13 protein-coding genes are annotated in these 23176 nt (G+C 66.5%); 9 read left to right on the top strand and 4 right to left on the bottom strand.

What is annotated here, in order from left to right:
- Nucleotides 1-70: 70 nt before the first annotated feature.
- The gene (locus FFS35_RS09330) at nucleotides 71-2194 is read right to left on the bottom strand and encodes a M3 family metallopeptidase (protein WP_137786815.1); all 2124 of its coding nucleotides are present in this window, start codon (nucleotides 2192-2194) and stop codon (nucleotides 71-73) included.
- Nucleotides 2195-2455: 261 nt separating this feature from the next.
- Between FFS35_RS09330 and FFS35_RS09325 the strand changes: the two genes are divergently transcribed.
- From FFS35_RS09325 to FFS35_RS09310, 4 genes are read left to right on the top strand one after another with little or no spacing between them, the layout of a single operon-like run.
- On the top strand, nucleotides 2456-4504 hold the full coding sequence (locus FFS35_RS09325; protein ID WP_137786814.1) for an FUSC family protein: 2049 nt from the start codon (nucleotides 2456-2458) through the stop codon (nucleotides 4502-4504).
- Entirely contained in the window at nucleotides 4501-4716 is a 216-nt protein-coding gene (locus FFS35_RS09320; protein ID WP_137786813.1) for a DUF1656 domain-containing protein, read from the top strand. The genes FFS35_RS09325 and FFS35_RS09320 overlap by 4 nt, the downstream gene beginning before the upstream one ends.
- Nucleotides 4713-5594 carry an efflux RND transporter periplasmic adaptor subunit gene (locus tag FFS35_RS09315; protein ID WP_137786812.1) on the top strand — a complete coding sequence of 294 codons (882 nt, stop codon included), beginning with the start codon at nucleotides 4713-4715 and terminating at the stop codon, nucleotides 5592-5594. Before FFS35_RS09320 ends, FFS35_RS09315 begins: the two co-directional genes overlap by 4 nt.
- Entirely contained in the window at nucleotides 5591-7018 is a 1428-nt protein-coding gene (locus FFS35_RS09310) for a TolC family protein (RefSeq protein ID WP_249341545.1), read from the top strand. Before FFS35_RS09315 ends, FFS35_RS09310 begins: the two co-directional genes overlap by 4 nt.
- A gap of 2 nt (nucleotides 7019-7020) precedes the next feature.
- Here FFS35_RS09310 and FFS35_RS09305 read toward each other — a convergent pair whose 3' ends face one another.
- Genes FFS35_RS09305 through FFS35_RS09295 form a run of 3 tightly spaced genes read right to left on the bottom strand, consistent with a single transcriptional unit; the run spans nucleotide 7021 to nucleotide 12788 of the window.
- The gene (locus FFS35_RS09305) at nucleotides 7021-8427 is read right to left on the bottom strand and encodes an efflux transporter outer membrane subunit (protein ID WP_137786811.1); all 1407 of its coding nucleotides are present in this window, start codon (nucleotides 8425-8427) and stop codon (nucleotides 7021-7023) included.
- A complete protein-coding gene (locus tag FFS35_RS09300) occupies nucleotides 8417-9598 on the bottom strand; it encodes an efflux RND transporter periplasmic adaptor subunit (RefSeq protein ID WP_137786810.1) in 1182 nt (393 codons plus the stop codon). The genes FFS35_RS09305 and FFS35_RS09300 overlap by 11 nt, the downstream gene beginning before the upstream one ends.
- A complete protein-coding gene (locus FFS35_RS09295) occupies nucleotides 9591-12788 on the bottom strand; it encodes an efflux RND transporter permease subunit (protein WP_137786809.1) in 3198 nt (1065 codons plus the stop codon). Before FFS35_RS09295 ends, FFS35_RS09300 begins: the two co-directional genes overlap by 8 nt.
- A 197-nt stretch (nucleotides 12789-12985) precedes the next feature.
- On the opposite strand from FFS35_RS09295, the gene FFS35_RS09290 reads away from it, so the two are divergent.
- The 5 genes from FFS35_RS09290 to FFS35_RS09270 all read left to right on the top strand — a co-directional run bounded on the left by FFS35_RS09290 (nucleotide 12986) and on the right by FFS35_RS09270 (nucleotide 23129).
- Entirely contained in the window at nucleotides 12986-13894 is a 909-nt protein-coding gene (locus tag FFS35_RS09290) for a LysR substrate-binding domain-containing protein (RefSeq protein ID WP_137786808.1), read from the top strand.
- A gap of 91 nt (nucleotides 13895-13985) precedes the next feature.
- Nucleotides 13986-15251, top strand: a complete 1266-nt coding sequence (locus tag FFS35_RS09285; protein ID WP_137786807.1) for an efflux RND transporter periplasmic adaptor subunit — start codon at nucleotides 13986-13988, stop codon at nucleotides 15249-15251.
- Complete coding sequence (locus FFS35_RS09280; protein ID WP_137786806.1) at nucleotides 15248-18397, top strand: efflux RND transporter permease subunit; 3150 nt, start codon at nucleotides 15248-15250, stop codon at nucleotides 18395-18397. The genes FFS35_RS09285 and FFS35_RS09280 overlap by 4 nt, the downstream gene beginning before the upstream one ends.
- The gene (locus FFS35_RS09275; protein WP_137786805.1) at nucleotides 18394-21693 is read left to right on the top strand and encodes an efflux RND transporter permease subunit; all 3300 of its coding nucleotides are present in this window, start codon (nucleotides 18394-18396) and stop codon (nucleotides 21691-21693) included. Before FFS35_RS09280 ends, FFS35_RS09275 begins: the two co-directional genes overlap by 4 nt.
- Complete coding sequence (locus FFS35_RS09270) at nucleotides 21690-23129, top strand: efflux transporter outer membrane subunit (protein ID WP_137786804.1); 1440 nt, start codon at nucleotides 21690-21692, stop codon at nucleotides 23127-23129. The genes FFS35_RS09275 and FFS35_RS09270 overlap by 4 nt, the downstream gene beginning before the upstream one ends.
- Nucleotides 23130-23176 lie beyond the last annotated feature (47 nt).

Below are 23176 nucleotides of genomic sequence, written 5' to 3'. Positions count from 1 at the left end.
GCGTCACCCGCGACTAAAAAAAGGGGCAGGCGGCGAGATTGCCGGCGGCCCCTTTTTCGTATGCGGCGGCTTACTTGGCAGGCATCGTCAGGCCGTGTTCTTCCAGCATCGGGCCTACATCAGGGTCCTTGCCGTAGAATGCCTTGAACATCGGGCCATAATCCTCGGTATGGCCCTTGCTGAGAACCATGTCGCGGAACCGCTGGCCGTTCTCACGGGTGAGGCCGCCATGGTCCTTGAACCAGTGAAAGGCGTCATGCTCCAGCATTTGCGTCCACAGATACGCATAATATCCGGCCGAATAGCCGTTCGACCAGATGTGCAGGAAATAGCTGCTGCGATAGCGCGGCGGCACATCCGTGGTGTCGAGCCCGGTCGCGGCGAGCGATTTCGCCTCGAATTGGTCGACATCCTGCTTGGGTGATCCCGCAGGCAACGAATGCCAGTCGATATCGAGCATCGCGGCGGCGATCACCTCGCCCAGTGCATAGCCCTGGTTGAAGTTGGCCGCTTTCTTGATCTTGTCCACCAGCGCGGCGGGCATCGGCTTTCCGGTGCGATAATCCTTGGCGTAGTTCGCGAGCACCTTGGGATCCCACGCCCAATGCTCGTTGAACTGCGACGGGAACTCCACGAAATCGCGCGCTACATTCGTGCCCGATACCGCCGGATAGGTCTGGTTCGCGAACAAGCCATGCAGCGCGTGGCCGAACTCATGGAACATCGTCGTCACGTCGTCCGAGCTGATGAGCGCAGGCTGACCGGCGGCGGGCTTTGGCAGGTTGGCGACGTTATATACCACCGGCTTGGTGCCGAGCAGCTTGGACTGATTGACGAAGTTCGACATCCACGCGCCGCCATTCTTGTTGTCGCGCTTGAAATAATCGAAATACATCAGGCCGAGTTCGGACCCGTCCTTGTCGTAAACGGTGTAAACGGTGACGTCAGGCTGATAGACGGGAATGTCGCTGCGCTTCTTGAACGTCAGGCCGTAAAGCTGGTTGGCAGCGTAGAAAACCCCGTCCTCCAGCACGCGGGTCAGCTCGAAATACGGCTTGATCTCGTTCTGATCGAGATCGTACTTCGCCTTGCGCACCTGCGCGGCATAATGATCCCAGTCCCACGGCTTTAGCTGGAATTTGCCGCCGGTAGCATTGATCTGCGCCTGCAATTCGGCTGCGTCGCGCCTCTGTGCCGGAGCAGTGGCGGCGGCGAGCTGACGCATGAAGGCGGATGCCGCCTCGGGCGTGCGCGCCATCTGATCGTATAGCGTGTAGGCCGCCCAGTTGGGATAGCCGAGAAGCTTCGCCTTTTCGGCGCGGAGCTGAGCGATCTGCTGGATCAGCGGACGGGTATCGTTGGCGTCGCCCTTTTCGGTGCGCGTCCAGCCGTTCATAAACAGCGCCTCGCGCGTCGCGCGATCGGTCATGTCCTCGAGGCTCGGCTGCTGCGTGGTGTTCTGGAGCGGGATCAGCCACTTGCCGTCGAGGTTGCGGCCCTTGGCGGCGGCGGCCGCCGCGCCGATCGCGCCTTCGTCCAGCCCGGCGAGCTTCGCCTTGTCGTCCACGACCAGCGCACCGGCCTTCGCGGCGGCCAGCAGCTTCTGCTGGAAGCTCGTTTCCAGGCTGGCGAGACGGGTGTTGTAATCCTTGAGCGTCGTCTGATCGGCCGCCGACAATTGCGCGCCCGCGTGAACGAACCCGTCATAATAGACCTTCAGGACTTGCGCCTGTTCGCCCGTCAGCTTCAGCGCGGCACGCTTGTCCCACAGCGTCTTCACGCGTGCGAAAAGCCTGGGGTTCAGGTTGATCGCGTCCTGATGCTGCGACAGTTTCGGCGCGACGGCTTCCTGCACCTTGTCGAGCGTTTCGTTTGTGTTGGCGCCCACCACGCCAAAAAACGCGAGGCTCACGCGGTCCAGCATCCGGCCAGATTTCTCCAGCGCGGTTATTGTGTTGTCGAAGGTCGGTGCGGCGGGATTGTCGGCGATCTTGGCGATCTCCGCCAGATGATCCTTCATCGCCGCTTCGAACGCCGGCTGATAATCGCCGTCCTTGATGATGTCGAAACGCGGCGCCTGGAACGGCAGCGTGCTGGGCGCGGCGAACGGATTGCCGCCCTGCGCCAGCGCCGGAGCGGCGATGCCGGCGGCGCTGGCGAGCAGCATCGATGCAAAAAGAAAACGGGTTGCCATCAAACCTATCCTCGAAAAGATTCGCCCATTACGGGCATGGCGGCATGGGTGAGCCTTCGCACGCCGCCGCGCAAGAGGCGGATGTGCTCGATCCCAGCACCATCGTGAATTGTGCGGTGCAAAAAACGGCTCGCTCGTCGCTGTCATTTTGACTAACCGGAAGCGTGACAGAGTCACTGTCGTTATCCGTTCGAGGTTGCGTTTGTCGCTGGTTTCCGAAATCGTGATCGTCATCGCGATCGCCATGACGGGGGCTGTGTCTTGACCCAGCGTTGGGGCCTCAATGCCGCACTCTTCTCGGTAAAATGCTTTGTGGGCGCGATGCTCGCGTATTGGATCGCGCTGCGGATTGGGCTGACACGGCCTTACTGGGCGGTCGCCACCGCCTATATCGTCGCGCAGCCGCTCGCGGGCGCCGCTGTATCCAAGGCGGTGTTCCGGCTGATCGGCACGGTGCTGGGCGCCGTTGCGGCGGTGGTGCTGGTGCCCAATCTGGTCAACGCGCCCGAATTGCTTTCGCTTGGGCTCGCGTTGTGGCTAGGCCTTTGCCTCTATATCGCGCTTCAGGACCGCACGCCGCGCAGCTATCTTTTTCTGCTCGCCGGCTACACCGCAAGCATCATCGGCTTTCCGAGCGTTGAAGCGCCCGGCGCGATCTTCACCACCGCAATTCTGCGCGTGCAGGAGATTTCGCTCGGTATCGTTTGCGGAAGCTTGGTGCACGCGGTGATCCTGCCGCAGACCGTGACGCGCCAGTTGGTAACTCGGATCGATGCGATCCTCGGCGATGTCGAACGCTGGACCCGTGACGCGCTGGGCGAGGCGCAAGACGGATCGCTCGACAGGGATCGGCGGCGGCTGGTGCTCGACATCAACGAACTGCATCAGCTTTCCATACATCTGCCGTTCGACACCGCGCGCTTCCTGCCGCGCGTGCGCACGGTGCGGGCGTTTCAGGATCAATTGTCGCTGATCCTGCCGCTGGCAAGCGCGACTGAGGACCGCATCGCTCAGCTGCGCGCGATCGGGGCGCTGCCCGACGCCGCCGAGGCGCTGATCGGCCGCATCAGCGCTTGGCTCACGATGCCGCCCCAGGACGTACGTGCGCGCGCGGAGATCACGTCAGCGCTTGTCGCCGAAGCTCGCGCTCTCGAACCGACCGCCGCCGCGCCGCTGCAATGGAAAGACGCATTGCTGCTGAGCTTCGCGGGGCGCGCGGCAGAGCTGATCGACGCGCATCATGCGGTGCGCGATCTGCGGGACCAGATGCGTTCGCCCAGCCGGCGCGCGATAAGCCCGGTCGTCACCGAAATGCTTGCGCAGACGACACGCCGCACCTTTCACCGCGATCGCCCGGCCGCACTGAGAGCGGCGCTGGGCACGACGGCGACGATCCTGATCGGCTCGGCCTTCTGGATCGGCACTGGCTGGGCCGATGGCGCCGGCGCGGTACTGATATCTGGCGTCGCCTGTGCGCTGTTCGGCGCGAGCGACGATCCGCGCCCGATGATCCTATCGTTCCTGTGGGGCACGATCATTGGCGTCGGGCTGGCTGCGATCTATGCCTTCGCGGTGCTGCCCCGGGTCACGGATTTCGTCACGCTGGTGGCCGTGCTGGCGCCGGTGCTGTTGCTGGTAGGGACCTTTCAGACGATGCCGAAAGCATCGCTCGTCACCACCGGGGTTATACTTGGCTTCATCAATATCGTTGGCTTGAACGACCATTACGCCGCCGATTTCGCCGCCTTTGCCAACGGATCTCTGGCGCAGATCATCGGGACGGGGTTCGCCGCAGTGACCGTGGGGCTGTTTCAGGTCGTCGGCGCGGAGCGCAGCGCAGCGCGCATCATCGTTGCCGGCTGGCGGGATCTTGCACGGCGCAGCGACCTGCCGGGCCGCCCCGACGTCACCGGATGGGTGAGCAAGATGCTCGACCGGATTGGCCTGCTCGCGCCCCGGCTAGCAGCGATCGGAGAGGATTCCGGCCGCCCGATGCTCGATGCGCTGCAGGATCTGCGCGTTGGTGTTACGGTCGGCCAGCTTCGCGATCTGCGGATCGATGCGGGTGGCGCGTCGGCGGCGTTGATCACGCCGGTGCTGCGCGGCGTTGCGCGTCACTATGCCGAACGGCGGCTCGATCAGCCACCCCGCGATGATCCTGCGCTGCTGGAGGGAATCGATCAGGCGATGCAGGTGTTCTCCCATGCCGAAGACGGTGATGTGCGACGCCGCGCCGTGCTCGCGCTGACCGGCTTGCGACGCAATCTGTTTCCGGCTGCCCCGGCATATTGCGCGATGGCGGCGGCATGAGCGGCGAGATCAGCATCGCCGGCGTCTATATGCCGGGCCTGCTTCTGCTGGCGATCGCGGCGCTGGTGTTAACTGCGGTGCTGACGCGTTTGCTCGGGTTGATCGGCGCGTATCGTTTGATCGCCTATCGCCCGCTCGTTGACGTGGCGCTTTACGTCATCGTGCTAGGCCTGCTCGTTATTCTCTTCGTACCGGATGCACCGCTGCCATGAACCGCTACTTCGCCCCCTTAGGTCGTCTCGCCGCGACGCTCGTACTGGTGGCGATCGCGACATTGATCGCGTTGTGGTTGTGGCGGCGGTACGAGGTAGATCCCTGGACCCGCGACGGGCGGGTGCGTGCCGATGTGGTGCGCGTCACGCCTGATGTCGGCGGACTCGTCACCGAAGTACGTGTGCGAGACAATCAGCAGGTCAATCCCGGTGACCTGCTGTTCGTCGTCGATCGTCCGCGTTATGCGTTGGCGCTTGAACAGGCTAATGCCGCGATCCAGTCCGCGCGCGCGACGCTTGGGCAGGCGCGGCGCGAGGTGAATCGCGATCTAGCGCTCGGCAATCTCGTCGCGACGGAGGTGCATGAGCAGAATGTCGCACATGTCGCGACCGCGCAGGCCGCGCTCGCCCAGGCCGAGGCGCAGGCAGATGGCGCGCGCCTCAATCTTGCCCGCACCAACATCAAGGCGTCCGTCGCGGGTACGGTGACCAATCTTGATCTGCACCGCGGCGATTTCGTCGCGGCGGGCCAGCAGGCAATGGCGCTGATCGATCGTGAAAGCCTGCGTGTCGAGGCCTATTTCGAAGAGACCAAACTCGGCAGCATCCGCGTCGGTGACAAGGCGCACATCAAGCTGATGGGCGACGATCGCATGGTATGGGGCCATGTCGAGAGTATTTCCGCCGGGATCAGCGACAGCGAACTCACCAACACCGGCAACCTGCTGCCCAATGTGAATCCGACCTTCAACTGGGTGCGACTGGCGCAGCGCATTCCGGTTCGGATCAGGCTGGACAAGGTGCCCGCCGATTTGCGTCTCGTCTCGGGTCGCTCGGCGACTGTCACGATCGTGCCGCATACGGAGCCGAAGACGTGAAACGACGCGCACTTGCGATTGCGGCATTGTTGACTGGCTGCGTCGCGGGGCCGGACTATCACCGGCCGGATCGTGCGGTCGTCGACGCGCCCGCGGCACAGGGCAAATTCGACGCCGCACACGATCCGGCGTTCGCAGATGCACCGCTGCCCGATCGCTGGTGGCGGCTCTATCGCGATCCCGCGCTCGATATCGTGGTGACGGACGCGCTCGCGGCCAACACCGATCTGCGCCTCGCCGACGCGAACCTGCGCGCCGCGACCGCCGTGGTCGATCAGGCGCTTGCCGGGCGCACCGTGCAAACGTCGATCGATGCGGGCGTGGCGCTGGCACGGCCCTACGCGACCGAACTGCCCCCGACGGGAGAGGCGACCTACAGCGCGACGATCGGAGGCGCATTGCCACTGGATCTGGCAGGCCGCATCCGCCGCACGATCGAAGCGTCGCGCGCCGATGCGGAGGCGGTCGCGGCGGTGCGCGATCAGGTCCGCGTAACGGTCGCGGCCACTGCGACGCGCGCCTATCTTGCCGTCTGCGCCGCGAATATGCGCATCGCGGCGGCGACGCGCGTGATCGGCATCCAGCGGCAGACGTTTGGCGCGACGCAACGGTTGCAAAAGGGCGGCCGCGGCACCGCCTTCGATACGACGCGTGCCCGCGCAGCGATGGAGCAGAGCGAAGCGCTCGTCCCGGCGTTGGTCGCCGCGCGGCAGGCCGCGCTCTATCAACTCGCCGCGCTAACCGGAAAGCCACCTGCCGACTATTCCCGAACTGTCGAACGTTGCGCCGTGCTCCCCGCGATCGTCGGGCCGCTCCCCGTCGGCGACGGAGCGGCGTTGCTGCGCCGCCGGCCGGATATACGCGCGGCCGAGCGACGGCTGGCCGCTGCCACCGCGAGGGTCGGCGTTGCCACCGCGGCGCTCTATCCACAGATCAGCATCGGCGGTTCGATCGGTTATACCGGCCCGTTGAGCGCGCTGGGCGAGCATCAGGACCTCAATTTCAGCCTCGGCCCCCTGTTAAGCTGGAGCTTTCCGAACCGCCGGATCGCCCGTGCGCAGATCGCGCAGGCCGGCGCCAATGCCGATGCGGCGCTGGCCATGTTCGATGGCACGGTGCTGGGCGCGCTGCGCGACGTTGAGACGGCGCTATCCGCCTTTGCGCGCGGGCGCGATCAGGTCGCTGCGCTCCGCCGTGCGCGTGACAGCGCCGCGGTCGCGACCGCGCAGGCGAACAAGCTGTTCCGCTTCGGCCGCGGCGATTTTCTCAGCCTGCTGAGCGCGCAGGCGACGCTAGCCAACGCCGAGGTTACGCTGGCAGCGGCACAGGCATCGCTGGCTGATGCGCAAGCGCAACTGTTCCTCTCGCTTGGCGGTGGGTGGGGCGACGAAGCGGCTCCGGCAGCGAAACCGCGAGAATCGTAACGTCAGGCGACCGGCGCGCCGCCCAGCGCCTTCACCAACGCGATGCTGGCGCGCATCCGGCTGGTTTCGACCGCGATCAGCGCCCGCTCGGAATCGAGCGCTTCGGTCTGCGCGGTGACGACCTCCAGATAGTCGGCGGCGCCGTCGTGATAGCGGGTCAGTGCCAGATCGCTGGTGCGCTGCGCTGCGTTAGCGGCGTCGCGCTGCTCCACCGCCTGGGTCGCCAGGTGGCGGGTCGCGGCGAGCGCATCCTCCACCTGGCGGAACGCGGCAAGCACGGTATCCCGATAATTCGCCGCGGCTTCGTCATATTGCGCGCGCGAGAGCTTGATTTGCGCGCTTCGGCGGCCCCCGTCGAACAAAGTCGCCACCGCCGACAGCGGCCCAAGCCCCCAGAAGGTGCTGGGCGTGGAAAGCAGCGACGGTCCGATTGTCTGCCATCCGCCGGAAAGTCCGAGCGAGAGCGACGGAAACCAGGCCGCGCGCGCCACACCGATTCGGGCGTTCGCACCATACATCCGCCGCTCGGCCGCCGCGATGTCGGGCCGCCTTTCGAGCAGCGTCGATGGCGCTGCGGCCGGGACGGCGAAGGCGCCCGGCTGCTGGATATGCGGCGTAATCGCAAAGTCGGAAGCGACAACGCCGATCAGCGCGGCGATCTCATGCTCCGTCGCCGCGCGCTGGTTGGCGACCGCCGAAATCTGCGCCCGCGCGTTGGCCAGCACCGTGCGGGCGCGGTTAACGTCTACGCCCGAGGCGATGCCGCCGTCGTGGCGTGTCGCGGTCAGGTCATAAGCGCGTGTGAACGCGTCGACCGAGCGGCGCAGCAGATCGGCTTCGGTATCGAGCCCGCGCAGCCGCGCATAGGCATCCGCGACCGATGCTTGCAGGCTGAGCCGCGCCGATGCGAGATCGCCCGCGCTGGCCTGTGCATCGGCGCGCGCTGCCTTCACGTTGTTGCGTACGCGCCCCCACAGGTCGATCTCGTAATCGAGGGACGCGCCGACGACATAGTTGTCGTAGGTTTGCGCGGTGCTGTTGCCGAGCGGGCGGTTTGCCGAAAGCCGCTGCCGTCCTGCCTGCCCTTCGGCACCGATCGTGGGGAACAGATCGGCGGTGCTGACTCGCGCCGCTGCGCGGGCCGCGTCGTATCGTGCCAGCGCCGCCGCCAGCGAGGGCGCGGCCTGGATGGCGCGCGTTTCCAGATCGTTGAGCACGGGATCGTTGAACGCGATCCACCAGTCGCCGCGTGGCGCGATATCCTGCGGGTTTGCCGCGGCCCAGCCCGGCACTTCCTTATAGGCGGCGGGCGTAGCGATCGCCGGCGGGCGATAGGCCGGAGCCATCGAGCAACCGGCCAGCGACAGCAGCAGCAGCGGCGCCTTGGCGTGCAACTGCTTACACGGCATGGCCGGCGCCCTGCACACGCACGTGATCCCCGGTGCGGATCGCATCCGGCGGCGTATCAACCACGCGATCGGAGGCGGCCACGCCCTGTGCGATCGTCACCGTCTTGCCCTCGTCGCGTGCGATGGTGACGGGCTTCACCGTCACGCGCCCGCGCGCATCCACCGTGGCGACCGTCGGCCCATCATTGCCATAGATGATCGTGCTGCCTGGCAGGCTCAGCGTGTTGCCACTGCCGGGGCCGGTGCTGAACGAAACCTGCGCGAACGCGCCCGGCTTGAGCGCGCCGTCTGGGTTAGGCGCCTGAAGTTCCACCAGCACAGCGCCAGATTGCGCGTCCACCGCCTGCGCGCTGCGGGTCATCGTCGCGGGGAAGCTGCGGCGGGGGTATTCGGGCAGTGAAAGGGTCGCCGTCATTCCTGGATGGACTGCCGCCGACGCACCCTGCGGCACCCGCACGAATACACGCACGCGGCTGGCGTCCGATACAGTGAACAGCGCCTGCGATGCGGCGTTGCCCGCGACGACGAGCTGCCCGATCTGTGCGGCACGGCTCGTCACTACGCCGTTGAACGGCGCATACAGGCGGGTGAAGCCTTGTAATGCGCGCAACCGGCGGACGTTGGCGAGCGCGGCATTGGCGAGTGCTGACTTGGCGGCGAGATCGCCCGCCTTCTCGTCTGTCTCCTGCCGCGATACCGCGTCTTTCGCCAGCATCGTATTCCACCGTTGCGCCGTAGTGGCGGCGAGCTTCTGGTTGGCGAGGGCGGTCTGATAATCCGCACTCGCCTGGGCGAGTTGCTGGTCGACCTCCGGGGCGTCGAGGATCGCTAGCGGCTGGCCGGCGTGCACGTGATCCCCGATATCTGCCAGCCAGCGGCGGACGTAGCCGTTGGTCCGCGCATAGATCGCCGCGCTGTTGAGCGCCTGCACGTTGCCCGGCAGCACCAGCGCCGCCCCCTCCCCGCCGCGCGCCGGGCGAACGATCGCGACCGTGGGAATAGCCGCGTTGCTCGAAACCTGCTTCAGGTCCCCCGTAGCGCTTATCCGGCTGGCGATGCCGGTGGCGGCTATTGCTACTGCGGTAATAGCGGCGACGATGCCGACGCGCTTCAGGGTGCGCGGGCTGGGGCCGGCGGCGGGCGGCGGGGGCGTATCGGACATATCAGCCATGGGCGGGGTGCATCTCGACGGTGGGTTGCCGGGTCGCGCCCGCGCGCTTTCGATGCGCGAGCGCGAAGACGGTGGGTACGAAGAACAGCGTGGCGATCGTGGCAAAGAGCAAACCGCCGATCACGGCGCGGCCGAGCGGGGCGTTCTGCTCCCCGCCGTCGCCGAGGCCGAGCGCCATCGGCCCCATGCCGATAATCATGGCGAGCGCCGTCATCAGCACCGGGCGGAAGCGGACCATCCCCGCCTCCAGCGCCGCCTGCGTCGCATCGCCCAGCGCATCCAGCCGCTCGCGCGCAAAGCTGATGACGAGGATCGAATTGGCCGTCGCAACCCCCATGCACATGATCGCGCCCGTCAATGCCGGCACCGACAGCGTGGTGCCGGTGGTGAACAGCATCCACACGATCCCGGCGAGTGCCGCGGGAAGCGCGGTGATGATGACGAACGGATCGAGCCAGCTCTGGAAGTTCACCACGATCAGCAGATAGATCAGCACGATCGCCCCGGCGAGCCCGAAGCCGAGGCCAGAGAAAGCGGTGTTCATCGTCGCATATTGCCCGCGCACCGTGACCAGCGCGCCTTTCGGCAGCTCCTTCTCCAGCGACTTGATCGCACGCTGCACGTCGCCAGAGATCGCGCCGAGATCGCGCCCCTGGATCGAGGCGTAGATATCGACGACCGGCTGGATATTGTAATGCGACACGACCGGCAGCGTATTCGACCGACGGATATCCGCCAGCCCGCCCAATTGCTGCACGGCGCTGCCGGCGGCGCCCGAGATGGGCACGTTGCCAAGATCGCTCATCGACCCGACCAGATATTCGGGCGCCTGCGCGATTACCGGATAGGAAACGCCCGATTTCGGATCGACGAAGAACACCGGCGCAGACTGAGCCGTGCCCGCGAGCGAGGCGGAAAGACTGTTGGTGACGTCACGTTCGTTCAGCCCATATTGGCCGATGCGCGAGCGATCGACGTCCACGTCGAGCTGGGGCGAGCGACCCGGCTGCTGGATGCGCGCATCCGCCAGCCCGGGAATCGTCGCCATCTTCGCGAGCAGCTTCGCCGCATAGGCGCGGTTGGCGGCCAGATCCTTGCCCGAAACCTGCACGTCGATCGGCGCGGGCGCGCCGAAATTCAGGATCTGGCTGGTGATGTCGGCGGGCAGGAACGAAAAGGTGACGCCGGGGAACCGGCGCGGCAGCTCCCGCCGCAGCGTGGCGACGATCGCATCGGTCGGCCGATGCCCGTCCTTCAGCGTGACGAGGATATCGCCGTCCTGAGGGCCGATCGTGCCGCTGTTGTTATAGACGGTGTTGAGCGAACTGACCGGCAGGCCGATATTGTCCGCGATCGAGCCGAGTTCGTCCGCCGGGATCACCTCTCGCATCGCGCGGCCGATGCGATCGAAACCGGCGGCGGTATCCTCGATCCGCATGCCCATCGGCATGCGCACATGCATCGCGATCTGCCCCGAATCGACACTGGGGAAGAAATTGCTGCCCAGCCACGGGAACAGCCCGAACGACACCAGCACTATCGCGAGAAAGCCGATCAGGAACGGCTTGCGCGCGCCCAGCGCCCGTCCGAGCATCCCGCCATAAGCGGCGCGCGCGCGAGAGAATTGATGCTCGAACCCGCGCTGGAAACGCACCAGCGGATTGCGCGAGCGCGCGTTGCCGGCGAGATGCGCGTCCTCGCCCATCCGGTGCGGCTTCAGAAGGAACATCGCCATCGTCGGCACGAGCGTGCGGGAAAGGATGAACGAGGCGATCATCGAAAAGACGACGGACAGCGCCATCGGCACGAACAGGAAACCCGCGACGCCCGGCAGGAAGAACATCGGCACGAACACGATACAGATGCATAGCAGCGAAACGAACGCCGGCGTGACGATCTGCGCCGCGCCGTCCATGATCGCCTCCGTGACGCCCTTGCCCTGTTCGAGATGCCATTCGATGCTTTCGATCGTCACCGTGGCGTCGTCCACGAGAATGCCGACCGCCAGCGCCAGCCCGCCAAGCGTCATCACGTTCAGCGTCTGACCAAACGCCGCCAGCGCCGCGATCGCGGCCAGGATCGCGAGCGGGATCGAGATCGCGATGATGATCGTCGATCGCCACGATCCGAGGAACAGCAGGATCATCAGGCTGGTCAGGCCGGCCGCGATCGCGCCTTCCTGCACGACGCCCTTCACCGCGCCCTTCACGAAGATCGACTGATCGCCGATCGGCAGGATCTTCAGCGTATCGGGCAACGTCGCGGCGATACGCGGCAGCGCCTGCTTCGTCCCCTCGACGATCGCCAGCGTCGAGGTGGTGCCGTTCTTCAGGATCGTGAGCAGCACCGAACGCTTGCCCTCGACGTGCACGATATTGGTCTGCGGGCCGTTGCCGTCGCGGACGTGGGCCACGTCCCGCATATAGATCGTGGCGCCGTTGACGACCTTCACCGGCAGGTCGTTCAGCGCGTCGATGGAGCTGGGCGCGTTGTTGAGCCGCACGCTATATTGCGTCGGCCCGATCTTGACGAAGCCTGCCGGGTTGATCTGGTTCTGCGCCGCGACCGCGTTGGCGACGTCCTGCGCAGACAGCCCTTTCGATTGCAGCGCCAGCGGATCGAGATCGATCTGCACCTGCCGCTGCTTGCCGCCGGAAGGATAGGGCATCGCCAGGCCGGGGACGGTGACGAGCTGGGGGCGGATCTGGTTCTGCCCCATATCGAACAATTGCTGCTCGGACAGCCCCTTGCCCGACAGGGCGAGTTGCAGGATCGGCACGGTGGAGGCGCTGTAGTTCAGGATCAGCGGCGGCGTGGTGCCCGGTGGAAGCTGTCTCAGCACCGATTGGGAGATCGACGTTACCTGCGCGGTCGCGGTGCGGATATCGGCGCCGGGCTGGAAATAGATTTTCACCACGCCGATGCCCTGAAGCGACTGGCTTTCGATGTGCTCGATATCGTTGACCGTGGTCGTCAGCGTGCGTTCGTAGGAGGTGATGATGCGGTTCGACATATCCTCCGGCGCAAGGCCGGAATACGTCCACGCCACCGCGATCACCGGCACCCTGATATTCGGGAAAATGTCCACCGGCGTGCGAAATGCCGCCATCGTGCCGACGATCGCGATCAATATGGCCATCACGATGAAGGTCAGCGGCCGGGTGAGCGCGATCCTGACGATGCCGATCATTCAAAACTCTCGCATGCGCCGTATCGGCCTGACGCCGACCGGCGGATAAAACGCCTCTCCCCGAAAAACGGCGAACGCCGCGCCTGCCCGCCCGGTCGGACAGCAGCGTTCGTTCACCGAGGCGCGCCAATGCGCTCTTGGTTGGGTCGCGTCTAATATATAATATGGCTCGATTGATACGTTGTGAGACTTGATCGATGGACCTGCGCCACCTGCGATATTTCCTGTGCGTGGCGGAGGAGATGCATTTCGGGCGGGCGGCGCAGCGGCTCGGCATCTCCCAGCCCCCGCTCAGCCAGCAGATCCGCGCGCTGGAGGATGAGCTGGGCGTGCGCCTGTTCGATCGCACCAGCCGGCGGGTTCGGCTGACCGAGGCGGGCGAACTGTTCCTGCCGGAGGCGCGGCAGACGCTGGCGCAGGCCGATCACGCGATCGAGACGGCGCGGCTTGCACGCCGCGGCGAGCTTGGACGGCTGCAGGTCGGTTTCACATCCTCCGGGCCGTTTACCCCGCTCGTCGCCTCTGCGCTGTACCGCTTCCGCGAGACGCATCCCGATGTCGAGCTGACGCTGCGCGAACTCGGCCGTGACGAGCAGATCGAGGAATTGCGACGCGGCGGGCTGGATATCGTGCTGGTGCGTAGTGCGGAACCTCCCGTGTTGCCGCCCGGCACCGACGCGCGCTGCATCGTCAACGAGGATATGGTGGTGGCGATGCGCGCCGGTCATCCGCTGGCAGATCGCGCGGAAGATCCCACGATCGCGGACCTCGCGGGCGTGCCTCTCGTGCTCTATGCCTCCCCGCTGGGCGCCGGCTTCAACGAGCATTTCTTCCGCCTGTGCCACGAGGCGGGGTTCGAGCCGGATATCGCGCATGAGGCGAGCAGCTTCGCCACCCTGCTCGGGCTGGTGGCGGCGGGCTTCGGCGCGACGATCCTCGCACGGTCGCTGGAGCGGCTGCATCTGGAGAATGTGGTTTATCGCCGGCTGATGGCGCCGATCGCCAGCCGGCTGTGGCTGATCCATGGCGCGTCGCTATCGCCGACCGGCCAGGCATTTCGCGACGTGATCGACGAATTACGGCTTGACGCGGACGGGCAAACGTAAGGATCACGAAAGGCGAAGGCACAAAGGCGGCATATCCGGTGTTGTGCGACAGCCAACAGCCGCCGCCGAAGAACAGGAACGAAGGACGCGCATGGTCGACGAACACGATCCGCTCCCCGCGTCTCAAACGCAGGCCTATGAACAGCCGCCGCGTCGCCGGACGTGGCTGATCGTCGCCGTGATCGTCGCGGTCCTCGCGCTGATCGCGTTCGGCGCGAATCGCATCGCCAAGAGCGGCGGCAACCGCAGCGGCGGGCGCCCGGCGGCGGCGGTATCGGTCGGCAAGGCGACGCTGACGGACATCCCGGTCAGCGTCACCGCCCTCGGCACCGTGCAGCCGATCGTCACCGCGACGGTGCGCGCCCAGCTCGCCGGCACCTTGTTCAAGCTGTTCTTCAAGGACGGGCAGATGGTGCGTCAGGGGCAGGTGCTGGCGCAGATCGATGCGCGCCCATACCAGCTGGCGCTGGCGCAGGCGAAGGCCAACCTGGCGCGCGATCAGGCGCAGCTTGCCGGCGCGCAGGTCGATCTCAATCGATACGAGACGCTGTTGAAGCAGGATTCGATCGCCGCCCAGCAGGTCGATACCCAGCGGGCCACCGTTCGCCAGCTGACCGGCACTGTCGCCGCTGATCGCGCCGCGATCGGCACCGCGGAGCTCAACCTCAACTATACCTCCGTCAAATCCCCGATCACCGGCCGCGCCGGCATCCGCCAGGTCGATATCGGCAATTACCTGACGCCGTCGGACACCAACGGCATCGTCGTGGTGACGCAGCTCGATCCGATCGACGTCGGGTTCTCGCTCCCGCAGACACAGCTCTCGACGATCGGACACGCCGCCGGCAGCGGCGCCGGCCTGCCGGTCGACGCGCGCGACCAGAACGACAATCACAGTCTCGCCAGCGGCCGTTTCCTGACGTTCGACAATCAGGTGGACACCACCACGGGCACGGTGAAGGCGAAGGCGCGCTTCGACAATGGCGGCAACGCGCTGTTCCCAAACCAGTTCGTCAACATATCGATGCTGGTGAACACGCTGCGCGACGTCGTCACGGTGCCGGTCGGCGCGGTGCGGCACGGCGCGCCCGGCGACTTCGTGTTCGTGCTGCAGAAGGACCGCACGGTGAAGCTGGTGCCGGTGAAGATCGGCGCCAGCAGCAATGGCAAGGTCGCGATCCTATCCGGGTTGCAGGCGGGCGCGACGGTGGTGACAGAGGGGGCGGACGGGCTTGAGGACGGCTCGGCCGTGCGCCTGCCCGGCGACAAGGGCGGCCCCGGCGCGGGCGGCAGGCGTGGCGGCTCGGGCGCGGGGCAGGGGCGGCAGCATCGCGGCCAGGGCAACCAGGCCGGATGACCGATAGGGCCGCGTCCGCCGCGCCTGCGCCGCGGGAGGCCCCCGGCGGGCCATCGCGCGCGTTCATCATGCGTCCGGTCGCGACGACGCTGCTGATGGTGGCCATCCTGCTTGCGGGGCTCGTCGCCTATCGCTCGCTACCGCTCTCCGCGTTGCCCGAGGTCGACTACCCCACGATACAGGTCTCCACCCTCTATCCCGGCGCCAGCCCGGACGTGATGGCGCTGACCGTCACCTCTCCGCTGGAGCGGCAGTTCGGCCAGATGCCGGGGCTGACGCGGATGACGTCCACATCCTCCTCCGGCGCGTCGGTCATCACGCTGCAATTCCGGCTCGACCTGTCGCTCGATATCGCGGAGCAGGAGGTGCAGGCGGCGATCAATGCGGCGAACACGCTGCTGCCCGCCGATCTGCCCGCGCCGCCGATCTATGCCAAGGTCAATCCGGCAGACGCGCCGATCCTGTCGCTCGGCGTCACGTCTGCCACGCGCCCGCTGGGCGAAGTGCAGGGGATCGTCGAGCGGCAGTTCTCGAACAAGATCGCGCAGGTTTCCGGTGTCGGCCTCGTTTCCATGTCCGGCGGCCAGCGCCCGGCGGTGCGCATCCAGGCGAATGTCGCCGCGCTCGCCGCGCGCGGGCTGTCGCTGGAAACGATCCGCACCGCGATCGGCAATGCCAACGCGAACGCGGCGAAGGGCAGTTTCGACGGGCCGACCAAGAGCTGGACGATCGATGCCAACGATCAGCTTGCCGATGCGGCGAGCTACAGCAGCCTCGTCATCGCTTTCGCCAATGGCGCGCCGGTGCGCCTGTCCGATGTCGCCAAGGTCGTGCAGGCGACCGAGAACGTGCGGCTCGGCGCGTGGATGAACGGCAAGCCCGCGGTGGTGATCGACGTTCAGCGCCAGCCGGGCGCGAACGTGATCGGCACGGTCGATGCGATCCAGGCCGCGCTCCCCGATCTGGAGGCCCAGCTTCCCGCCGACGTTCATGTGACGGTGCTCACCGATCGCACCACCGGCATCCGCTCTTCCGTGGCGGACGTGAAGCTGGAACTGGTGCTTGCGGTGCTGCTGGTGACGCTGGTGATCTTCCTGTTCCTGGGATCGCTGCGCGCGACGGTGATCGCCAGCATCTCCGTGCCGCTGTCGCTGGTCGGCGCGTTCGCGGCGATGTATTTCCTCGGCTTTTCGATCAACAACCTCACCTTGATGTCGCTGACGATCGCATCGGGCTTCGTCGTCGATGACGCGATCGTGGTGCTGGAGAATATCGCGCGCCATATCGAGGAAGGGATGCGTCCGTTCGAGGCGGCGCTGAAGGGCGCGAGCGAGATCGGCTTCACGATCATCTCGCTTACCGTCAGCCTGATCGCGGTGCTGATCCCGCTGTTGTTCATGGGCGATGTGGTCGGCCGCCTGTTCCGCGAATTCGCGGTGACGCTGGCGGTGACTATCCTCCTTTCGGCGGTGGTGGCGCTCACGCTGGTGCCGATGCTTTCCGCGCGCTGGCTGAAGCCGGAGCATGAGGAGCGGCAATATCGCGTCTCGCAGGTGACCCGCGACTGGTTCGACCGGCTGGCGAACCGCTATGCGAGCGCGCTCGACTGGGTGATGCTGCGCGGCACGCTGACGATGCTCGTGTTCGCGGGCACGCTCGTCATCACCGCGATCCTGTTCTACGTCATCCCGAAAAACCTGTTTCCCGAGCAGGATACCGGCCAGATCGCGGTTACGACGAGTGCGGCGCAGGATATCGGCTACGCGCGGATGGCCGGTCTCCAGCAGCAGGTGGCGCGCGCGCTGCTCGCCGATCCGGCGGTCGAGAGCCTCAGTTCGGCGGTCGGGGTGGACGGGCAGAACAGCACGCTGTCGCAGGGGCGGATGGTGGTGAACCTCAAGGCGCAAGGGGATCGCGGAAATCTGGGCGATGTGATCTCCTCGCTGGAAAAGGCGGCGGGGGGAGTGGCGGGGGTGCGCACCTACTTTCGCCCGGTGCAGGATCTGACGATCGACACCTCCACCGGCGTCAATGCCTATCGTTTCTCGCTTCAGGGCGCGGACGAGGCGCAGGTGGACGAATGGGGCGCGAAGCTCGCCGCCGCGCTCAAGAACGACCGCCATCTGCGCAACGTCACCTCTAACGTGCTGGCGAACGGCAGCGCGGTGGTGGTGGACATCAACCGCGATACCGCCGGGCGGCTGGGGCTGAGCGCGCTCGCGATCGACAACGCGCTGTACGACGCATTCGGCCAGCGCATCGTTTCGACGATCTACACGCAGTCCAGCCAGAACCGCGTCATCCTGGAGGCGCAGCCGGGCAGCGTGACCGATCCGCAGGCGCTGGGCGATCTGCGGATCCCGCTGTCGGGCGGGACCAGCGTTCCGCTGTCCGCCGTCGCGACGATCCGCACCGCCGCAGCGCCGCTGGTGGTAGCGCGCGAGGCGCAGTTCCCGGCAGCGACGATCGGCTTCGATCTGGCCCCCGGCGTGTCGCTGGGCAGCGCGGTCACGGCGATCGAAAACGCCGAGCAGCAGATCAACCTGCCGAGTGCGCTTTCCACCAACTTCACCGGCGCTGCGAGCGCGTTCAAATCCTCCCTCTCGAACGAGCTGTGGCTGATCCTGGCGGCGATCGTGGTGGTCTATATCGTGCTGGGCGTGCTCTATGAGAGCTTCGTCCACCCGATCACCATCCTTTCCACCCTGCCCTCGGCAGGCATCGGTGCGTTGCTGTTTCTGTGGCTGACGGGATCGGGGCTTGGCGTGATCGGGATCATCGGCATCGTGCTGCTGATCGGCATCGTGAAGAAGAATGCGATCATGATGATCGATTTCGCGCTGGACGCGATGCGCGAGCATGGCGCCGATGCGCAGCACGCGATCCGGCAGGCGGCGCTGTTGCGTTTCCGCCCGATCATGATGACGACGTTCGCGGCGCTGTTTGCGGCGATCCCGCTGATCTTCGGCGGGGGCATGGGGCATGAGCTGCGTCAGCCGCTCGGCATCGCGATCGCGGGCGGGCTGATCTTCAGCCAGGTGCTCACGCTGTTCACCACCCCTGTGATCTTCCTGGGGCTGGAGGAATGGCGCGAGCGCGGCTGGCGCATTCGCCGCCGTCCATCCCGCGAGACATTGCCCGCGTGAACATTTCCGCGCCTTTCATCCGGCGGCCGGTGGGAACGATCCTCCTCACCATCGGCATCATGCTGGCGGGAATCGGCGCTTTCTTCATGTTGCCGGTGGCACCGCTGCCGGCGGTGGATCTGCCGACGATCCAGGTGCAGGCGAGCCTGCCCGGCGCGAGCCCCTCGACGATGGCCTCCAGCGTCGCCGCGCCGCTCGAACGGCATCTCGGCACGATCGCCGGGGTTTCGGAGATGACATCGCGTTCAGGCGTCGGATCGTCGTCGATCACGCTGCAATTCGATCTTTCGCGCGATATCGACGGGGCGGCGCGCGACGTGCAGGCGGCGATCAACGCCTCGCGCGCGGATCTTCCCGCCACGCTCAAGACCAATCCCAGCTATCGCAAGGCGAACCCGGCGGAAGCGCCGATCCTGATCCTCGCCCTGACATCGCCCACGCGTAGCCCGTCCGAAATCTACGACGCGGTTTCCACGGTGGTGCAGCAGAAGCTGCTTCAGGTGCAGGGCGTTGGCAATGTCGAGCTGGGCGGTGCGGCGCTGCCGTCCGTGCGTATCGAGGTGAACCCGCTCGCGCTGTCGCAATATGGCATCGCGCTGGAGGATGTGCGCACCGCGCTGCAATCCGAAAGCGCGAACCGCCCGCGCGGCGTGCTCGATGCGCGCGGCATGAGCTGGCAGGTCTATTCCAACCAGCCGGGCCTGCACGCGGCGGATTATCGCGGCACGGTGATCGCATGGCGCAACGGCGCGGCGGTGCGCCTCTCCGATATCGCCAGCGTCGAGGACGGGCCGGAAGATATCCGCACGATGGGCCTGTTCAACGGCAAGCGCGCGGTGCCGGTCATCATCAGCCGGCAGCCGGGCGCCAATATCGTGCAGGTGGTGGATGCGCTGAAGGCGCAGCTTCCCGCGCTGCGCGCCGCCGTGCCATCGGATATCCACCTCGATGTGGCCAGCGACCGCACGCTCACGATCCGGGCCTCGCTGCGCGAGGTGGAGGTGACCCTGCTGATCGCGACGCTGCTGGTGGTGCTGGTGGTCAGCCTGTTTCTGCGAAGCTGGCGCGCGACGCTGATCCCGGCGGCGGCAGTGATCGCCTCGCTGCTCGGCACGATCGGCGTGATGTATCTCGCCGGTTTCACGCTCGACAATCTCTCGCTGATGGCGCTGACGGTCGCGACCGGCTTCGTCGTGGACGATGCGATCGTGGTTGTGGAAAATATCAGCCGCCATATCGAGGCGGGGATGAAGCCGTTCGACGCCGCGCTCACTGGCGCGCGCGAGGTGGGCTTCACGGTGCTGTCGATCTCGCTCAGCCTGATCGCCGTGTTCGTTCCGCTGATCTTCATGGGCGGGCTGGTCGGGCGGCTGTTTCGCGAATTCGCGCTCACCATGTCGATCGCGGTGATGATAAGCCTCGTGGTGTCGCTCACCACTACGCCGATGCTCGCCTCGCGCGTGCTGCGTAACGAGGAGAGCGAGGCCCGGGTGATGCGCTGGGCGCGGCATGGCTTCGACTGGGCACAGGCGCGCTACGAACGCTCGCTCGACTGGGCGCTCGCCAATCGCGGGGCGGTGCTGCTGCTGCTGGCGGGCACGGTGGCGCTCAACGTCTATCTCATCGCCGTCGCGCCGAAGGGGTTCTTTCCGCAACAGGATACCGGCGGCCTGATGGGCGGGCTGCGCGCCGATCAAAGCATCTCGTTCACCGACATGCAGGACAAGCTGACGCGTATCACCCGGATCGTGAAAAGCGATCCGGCGGTGGCGACGGTGGTGGCCTTCACGGGCGGATCGCGCGCGGGCGGCGGCTTCATGTTCGCAACGCTCAAGCCGCGCGACCAGCGCCCCCCGGTGCAGGACGTGATCGCGCGGCTCCGCCCGAAGCTGGCGCGGGTGAGCGGGGTGAGCCTGTTCCTCAATCCGGTGCAGGATCTGATGGTCGGCGGGCGACAGACCAACAGCACCTATCAATATACGCTGAAGGCCGACGACCCCGATGTGCTCAAGGCGGCCGGGCAGAAGCTGGTCGATGCGCTGAAGAAGCACCCTGATCTCATCACCGACGTGGATATCGATCAGCAGGATGCGGGCGCCAACGCCTTTGTCGAGGTGGATCGCGACGCGGCCGCCCGGCTCGGCGTGACGATGCAGGCGATCGATGCGACGCTTTACGACGCGTTCGGCCAGCGACAGGTGGCGAATATCTACTCCGGGCTGAACCAGTATCATGTCGTGATGGAGGCGGCGCGCCAGTTCAACGGATCGCCCGCGTCGCTGGCCAATATCTATCTGCCGCTCACCCCCCCGGTGAACGCTGCGGCTCCGGCAACGCCGGTCGCGCAGGCGCCCACCGCCGCTGATGGCACCAGCGCTGCCGCCAATAACACGAGTGCCACGACGGCGACCGCGAGCACGACCGCCACCACGCCCGGCGCCGGTGGCACCGGGGCGGGGGGATCTGCGGTGGCTGGCGGCAGCGCGGTGAGCACGGCGGCACGCACGATGGCGCCGCTATCGGCCATCGCGACCTGGTCGACCGGCTCCACCAACGCGGCCGTCAGCCATTCAGATGGCGAGCCATCCGCAACCGTTTCGTTCAACCTTCCGCCCGGCGTGTCGCTCGGACAGGCGTCGCAACTGATCGCGCAGGTTCAGGGGGGGCTCGCATTGCCAGCAACCGTGCATGGCGAGTTCGGCGGCACCGCCAAGGTGTTCGCGCAATCGACCGGATCGATGCCGCTGCTGATCGTCGCCGCGCTGCTCGCGATCTACATCGTGCTCGGAATCCTCTATGAAAGCGCGATCCATCCGTTGACGGCGCTTTCCACGCTGCCGTCCGCCGGGGTGGGCGCGATGATCGCGCTGATCGTGACCGGCGGGCAGTTCGACGTGATAGCGCTGATCGGCATCATCCTGCTGATCGGCATCGTGAAAAAGAATGCGATCATGATTATCGATTTTGCGCTGGAAGCGGAGCGCGGCCGGGGCCTGGCGCCGCTGGCGGCGGTGCGCGAGGCCTCGCTTCTGCGGTTTCGCCCGATCCTGATGACGACGCTGGCGGCGGCGCTGGGCGCGCTGCCGCTGGCGATCGGATTCGGCGATGGCGCGGAGCTGCGCCGCCCGCTCGGCATCGCGATCTTCGGCGGGCTGGTCGCCAGCCAGCTCATCACCCTGTTGACCACCCCTGTCGTCTATCTGGCCCTCGATCGCTTCCGGCGCCGCAACGGCGCGCAGGAGCGCGCACTGGCGCGTCACGGCGACATTCCGCTTGCTCCCGGAGCCCCCGCATGAAGCGCGTCCTGCCTGTCGTTCCGGCCCTGCTCCTCGCGGGGTGCAATCTCGCTCCGGCCTATCGTCCGCCCACGACGGTCGCGATCCCGTCATCGTTCAAGGAAGCGCCGGGCTGGGCGGCCGCGAATCCCGGCGACGCCGCCCCGCGCGGCGCGTGGTGGAATTTGTTCAACGATCCGGCGCTCGACGCGCTGGAGCGCAAGGTGGAAGTCACCAATCAGAATGTCGCCGCCTCCCGCGCGGCTTATGAGGCGGCGCGCGCGCTGGTGCTGGTGCAGCGTTCGGCCTTGTTCCCGACGATCACCGGCTCCGCCAGCGGGCAGCATTCGGGCGCCTTTTCCGGCGGCACCGCATCCAATCTCGGTACGGGCGGCACCGTCACCACTTCCGGCTCGCGCTTTTCGCTGAGCATCGGGGGAAGCTGGGAGCCGGATCTGTGGGGCAGGCTTGGCAACGCCGTATCGCAGGCGAAGGCGACGGCGCAGGCCACCGCAGGTGATCTCGCCAACGCCACCTTGTCGGCACAGGGGGAGGTGGCGACCAACTATGTCGATCTGCGCGGGATCGACGCGCAGCGGGTGCTGCTCGACGCGACGATCAAGGATTATCGGCGCGCGCTGACCATCACGACGAATCAGTACAAGGCCGGCACCGTCGCCAGCTCGAACGTTTATCAGGCGCAGACGACGCTCAGCAATGCGCTCGCCTCGCGCCAGACGCTGGATCAGCAGCGCGCGGTGCTCGAACATGCGATCGCCGTGCTGGTCGGAGAAAATCCATCCACCTTCTCGATCCCCGCCGTCGCATGGCAACCCGTCGTGCCCGCCGTGCCGGGCGTCGTGCCCTCGACCCTGCTACAGCGGCGGCCGGACGTGGCGGCGGCGGAGCGCCGGGTGGCGGCGGCCAATGCCAATATCGGCATCCAGCGCAGCGCCTATTTCCCGACCGTCACGCTGACGGGCAATGCGGGGACGAGCGGGAGCGCCGTGAACCAGCTGTTCTCGGCAGCCACCAGCCTGTGGTCGTTCGGGCTGAACGGATTGATGACGCTGCTCGATTTCGGTGCGCGGCGTGGACAGGTGCTTCAGGCACGCGCGCAATATGATCAGGCGGTCGCGACCTACCGCCAGACGGCGCTTACCGCCTTCCAGCAGGTGGAAGACAATCTCGCGGGCGTGCGCGTGCTCGCCGACGTGACGCGCAGCCGCGCCGAGGCCGCCACGGCGGCGGTGAAGGCGGAGCGGACGATCACCAACCAGTATCTCGGCGGCATCGTGGATTACGGGCAGGTGATCGTCGCGCAGACGACCGCGCTGAGCGCGCAGCAAACGCAGATTCAGGCGGTCGTCAATCAGCAGACGTCCGCGATCGCATTGGTGCAGGCTATCGGCGGCAACTGGAACGGCTGCACATCGGACAGGCCGGCGGCCTGCTGACAGGCGGTGAAGCGGCAACCGGGACCGGCCGTCGAGGGCAGCCGCCC

It is taken from the genome of Sphingomonas sp. 3P27F8, assembly GCF_005502745.1.
GTDB lineage: Bacteria > Pseudomonadota > Alphaproteobacteria > Sphingomonadales > Sphingomonadaceae > Sphingomonas.
This window is presented reverse-complemented; position numbering and strand designations above follow the sequence as displayed.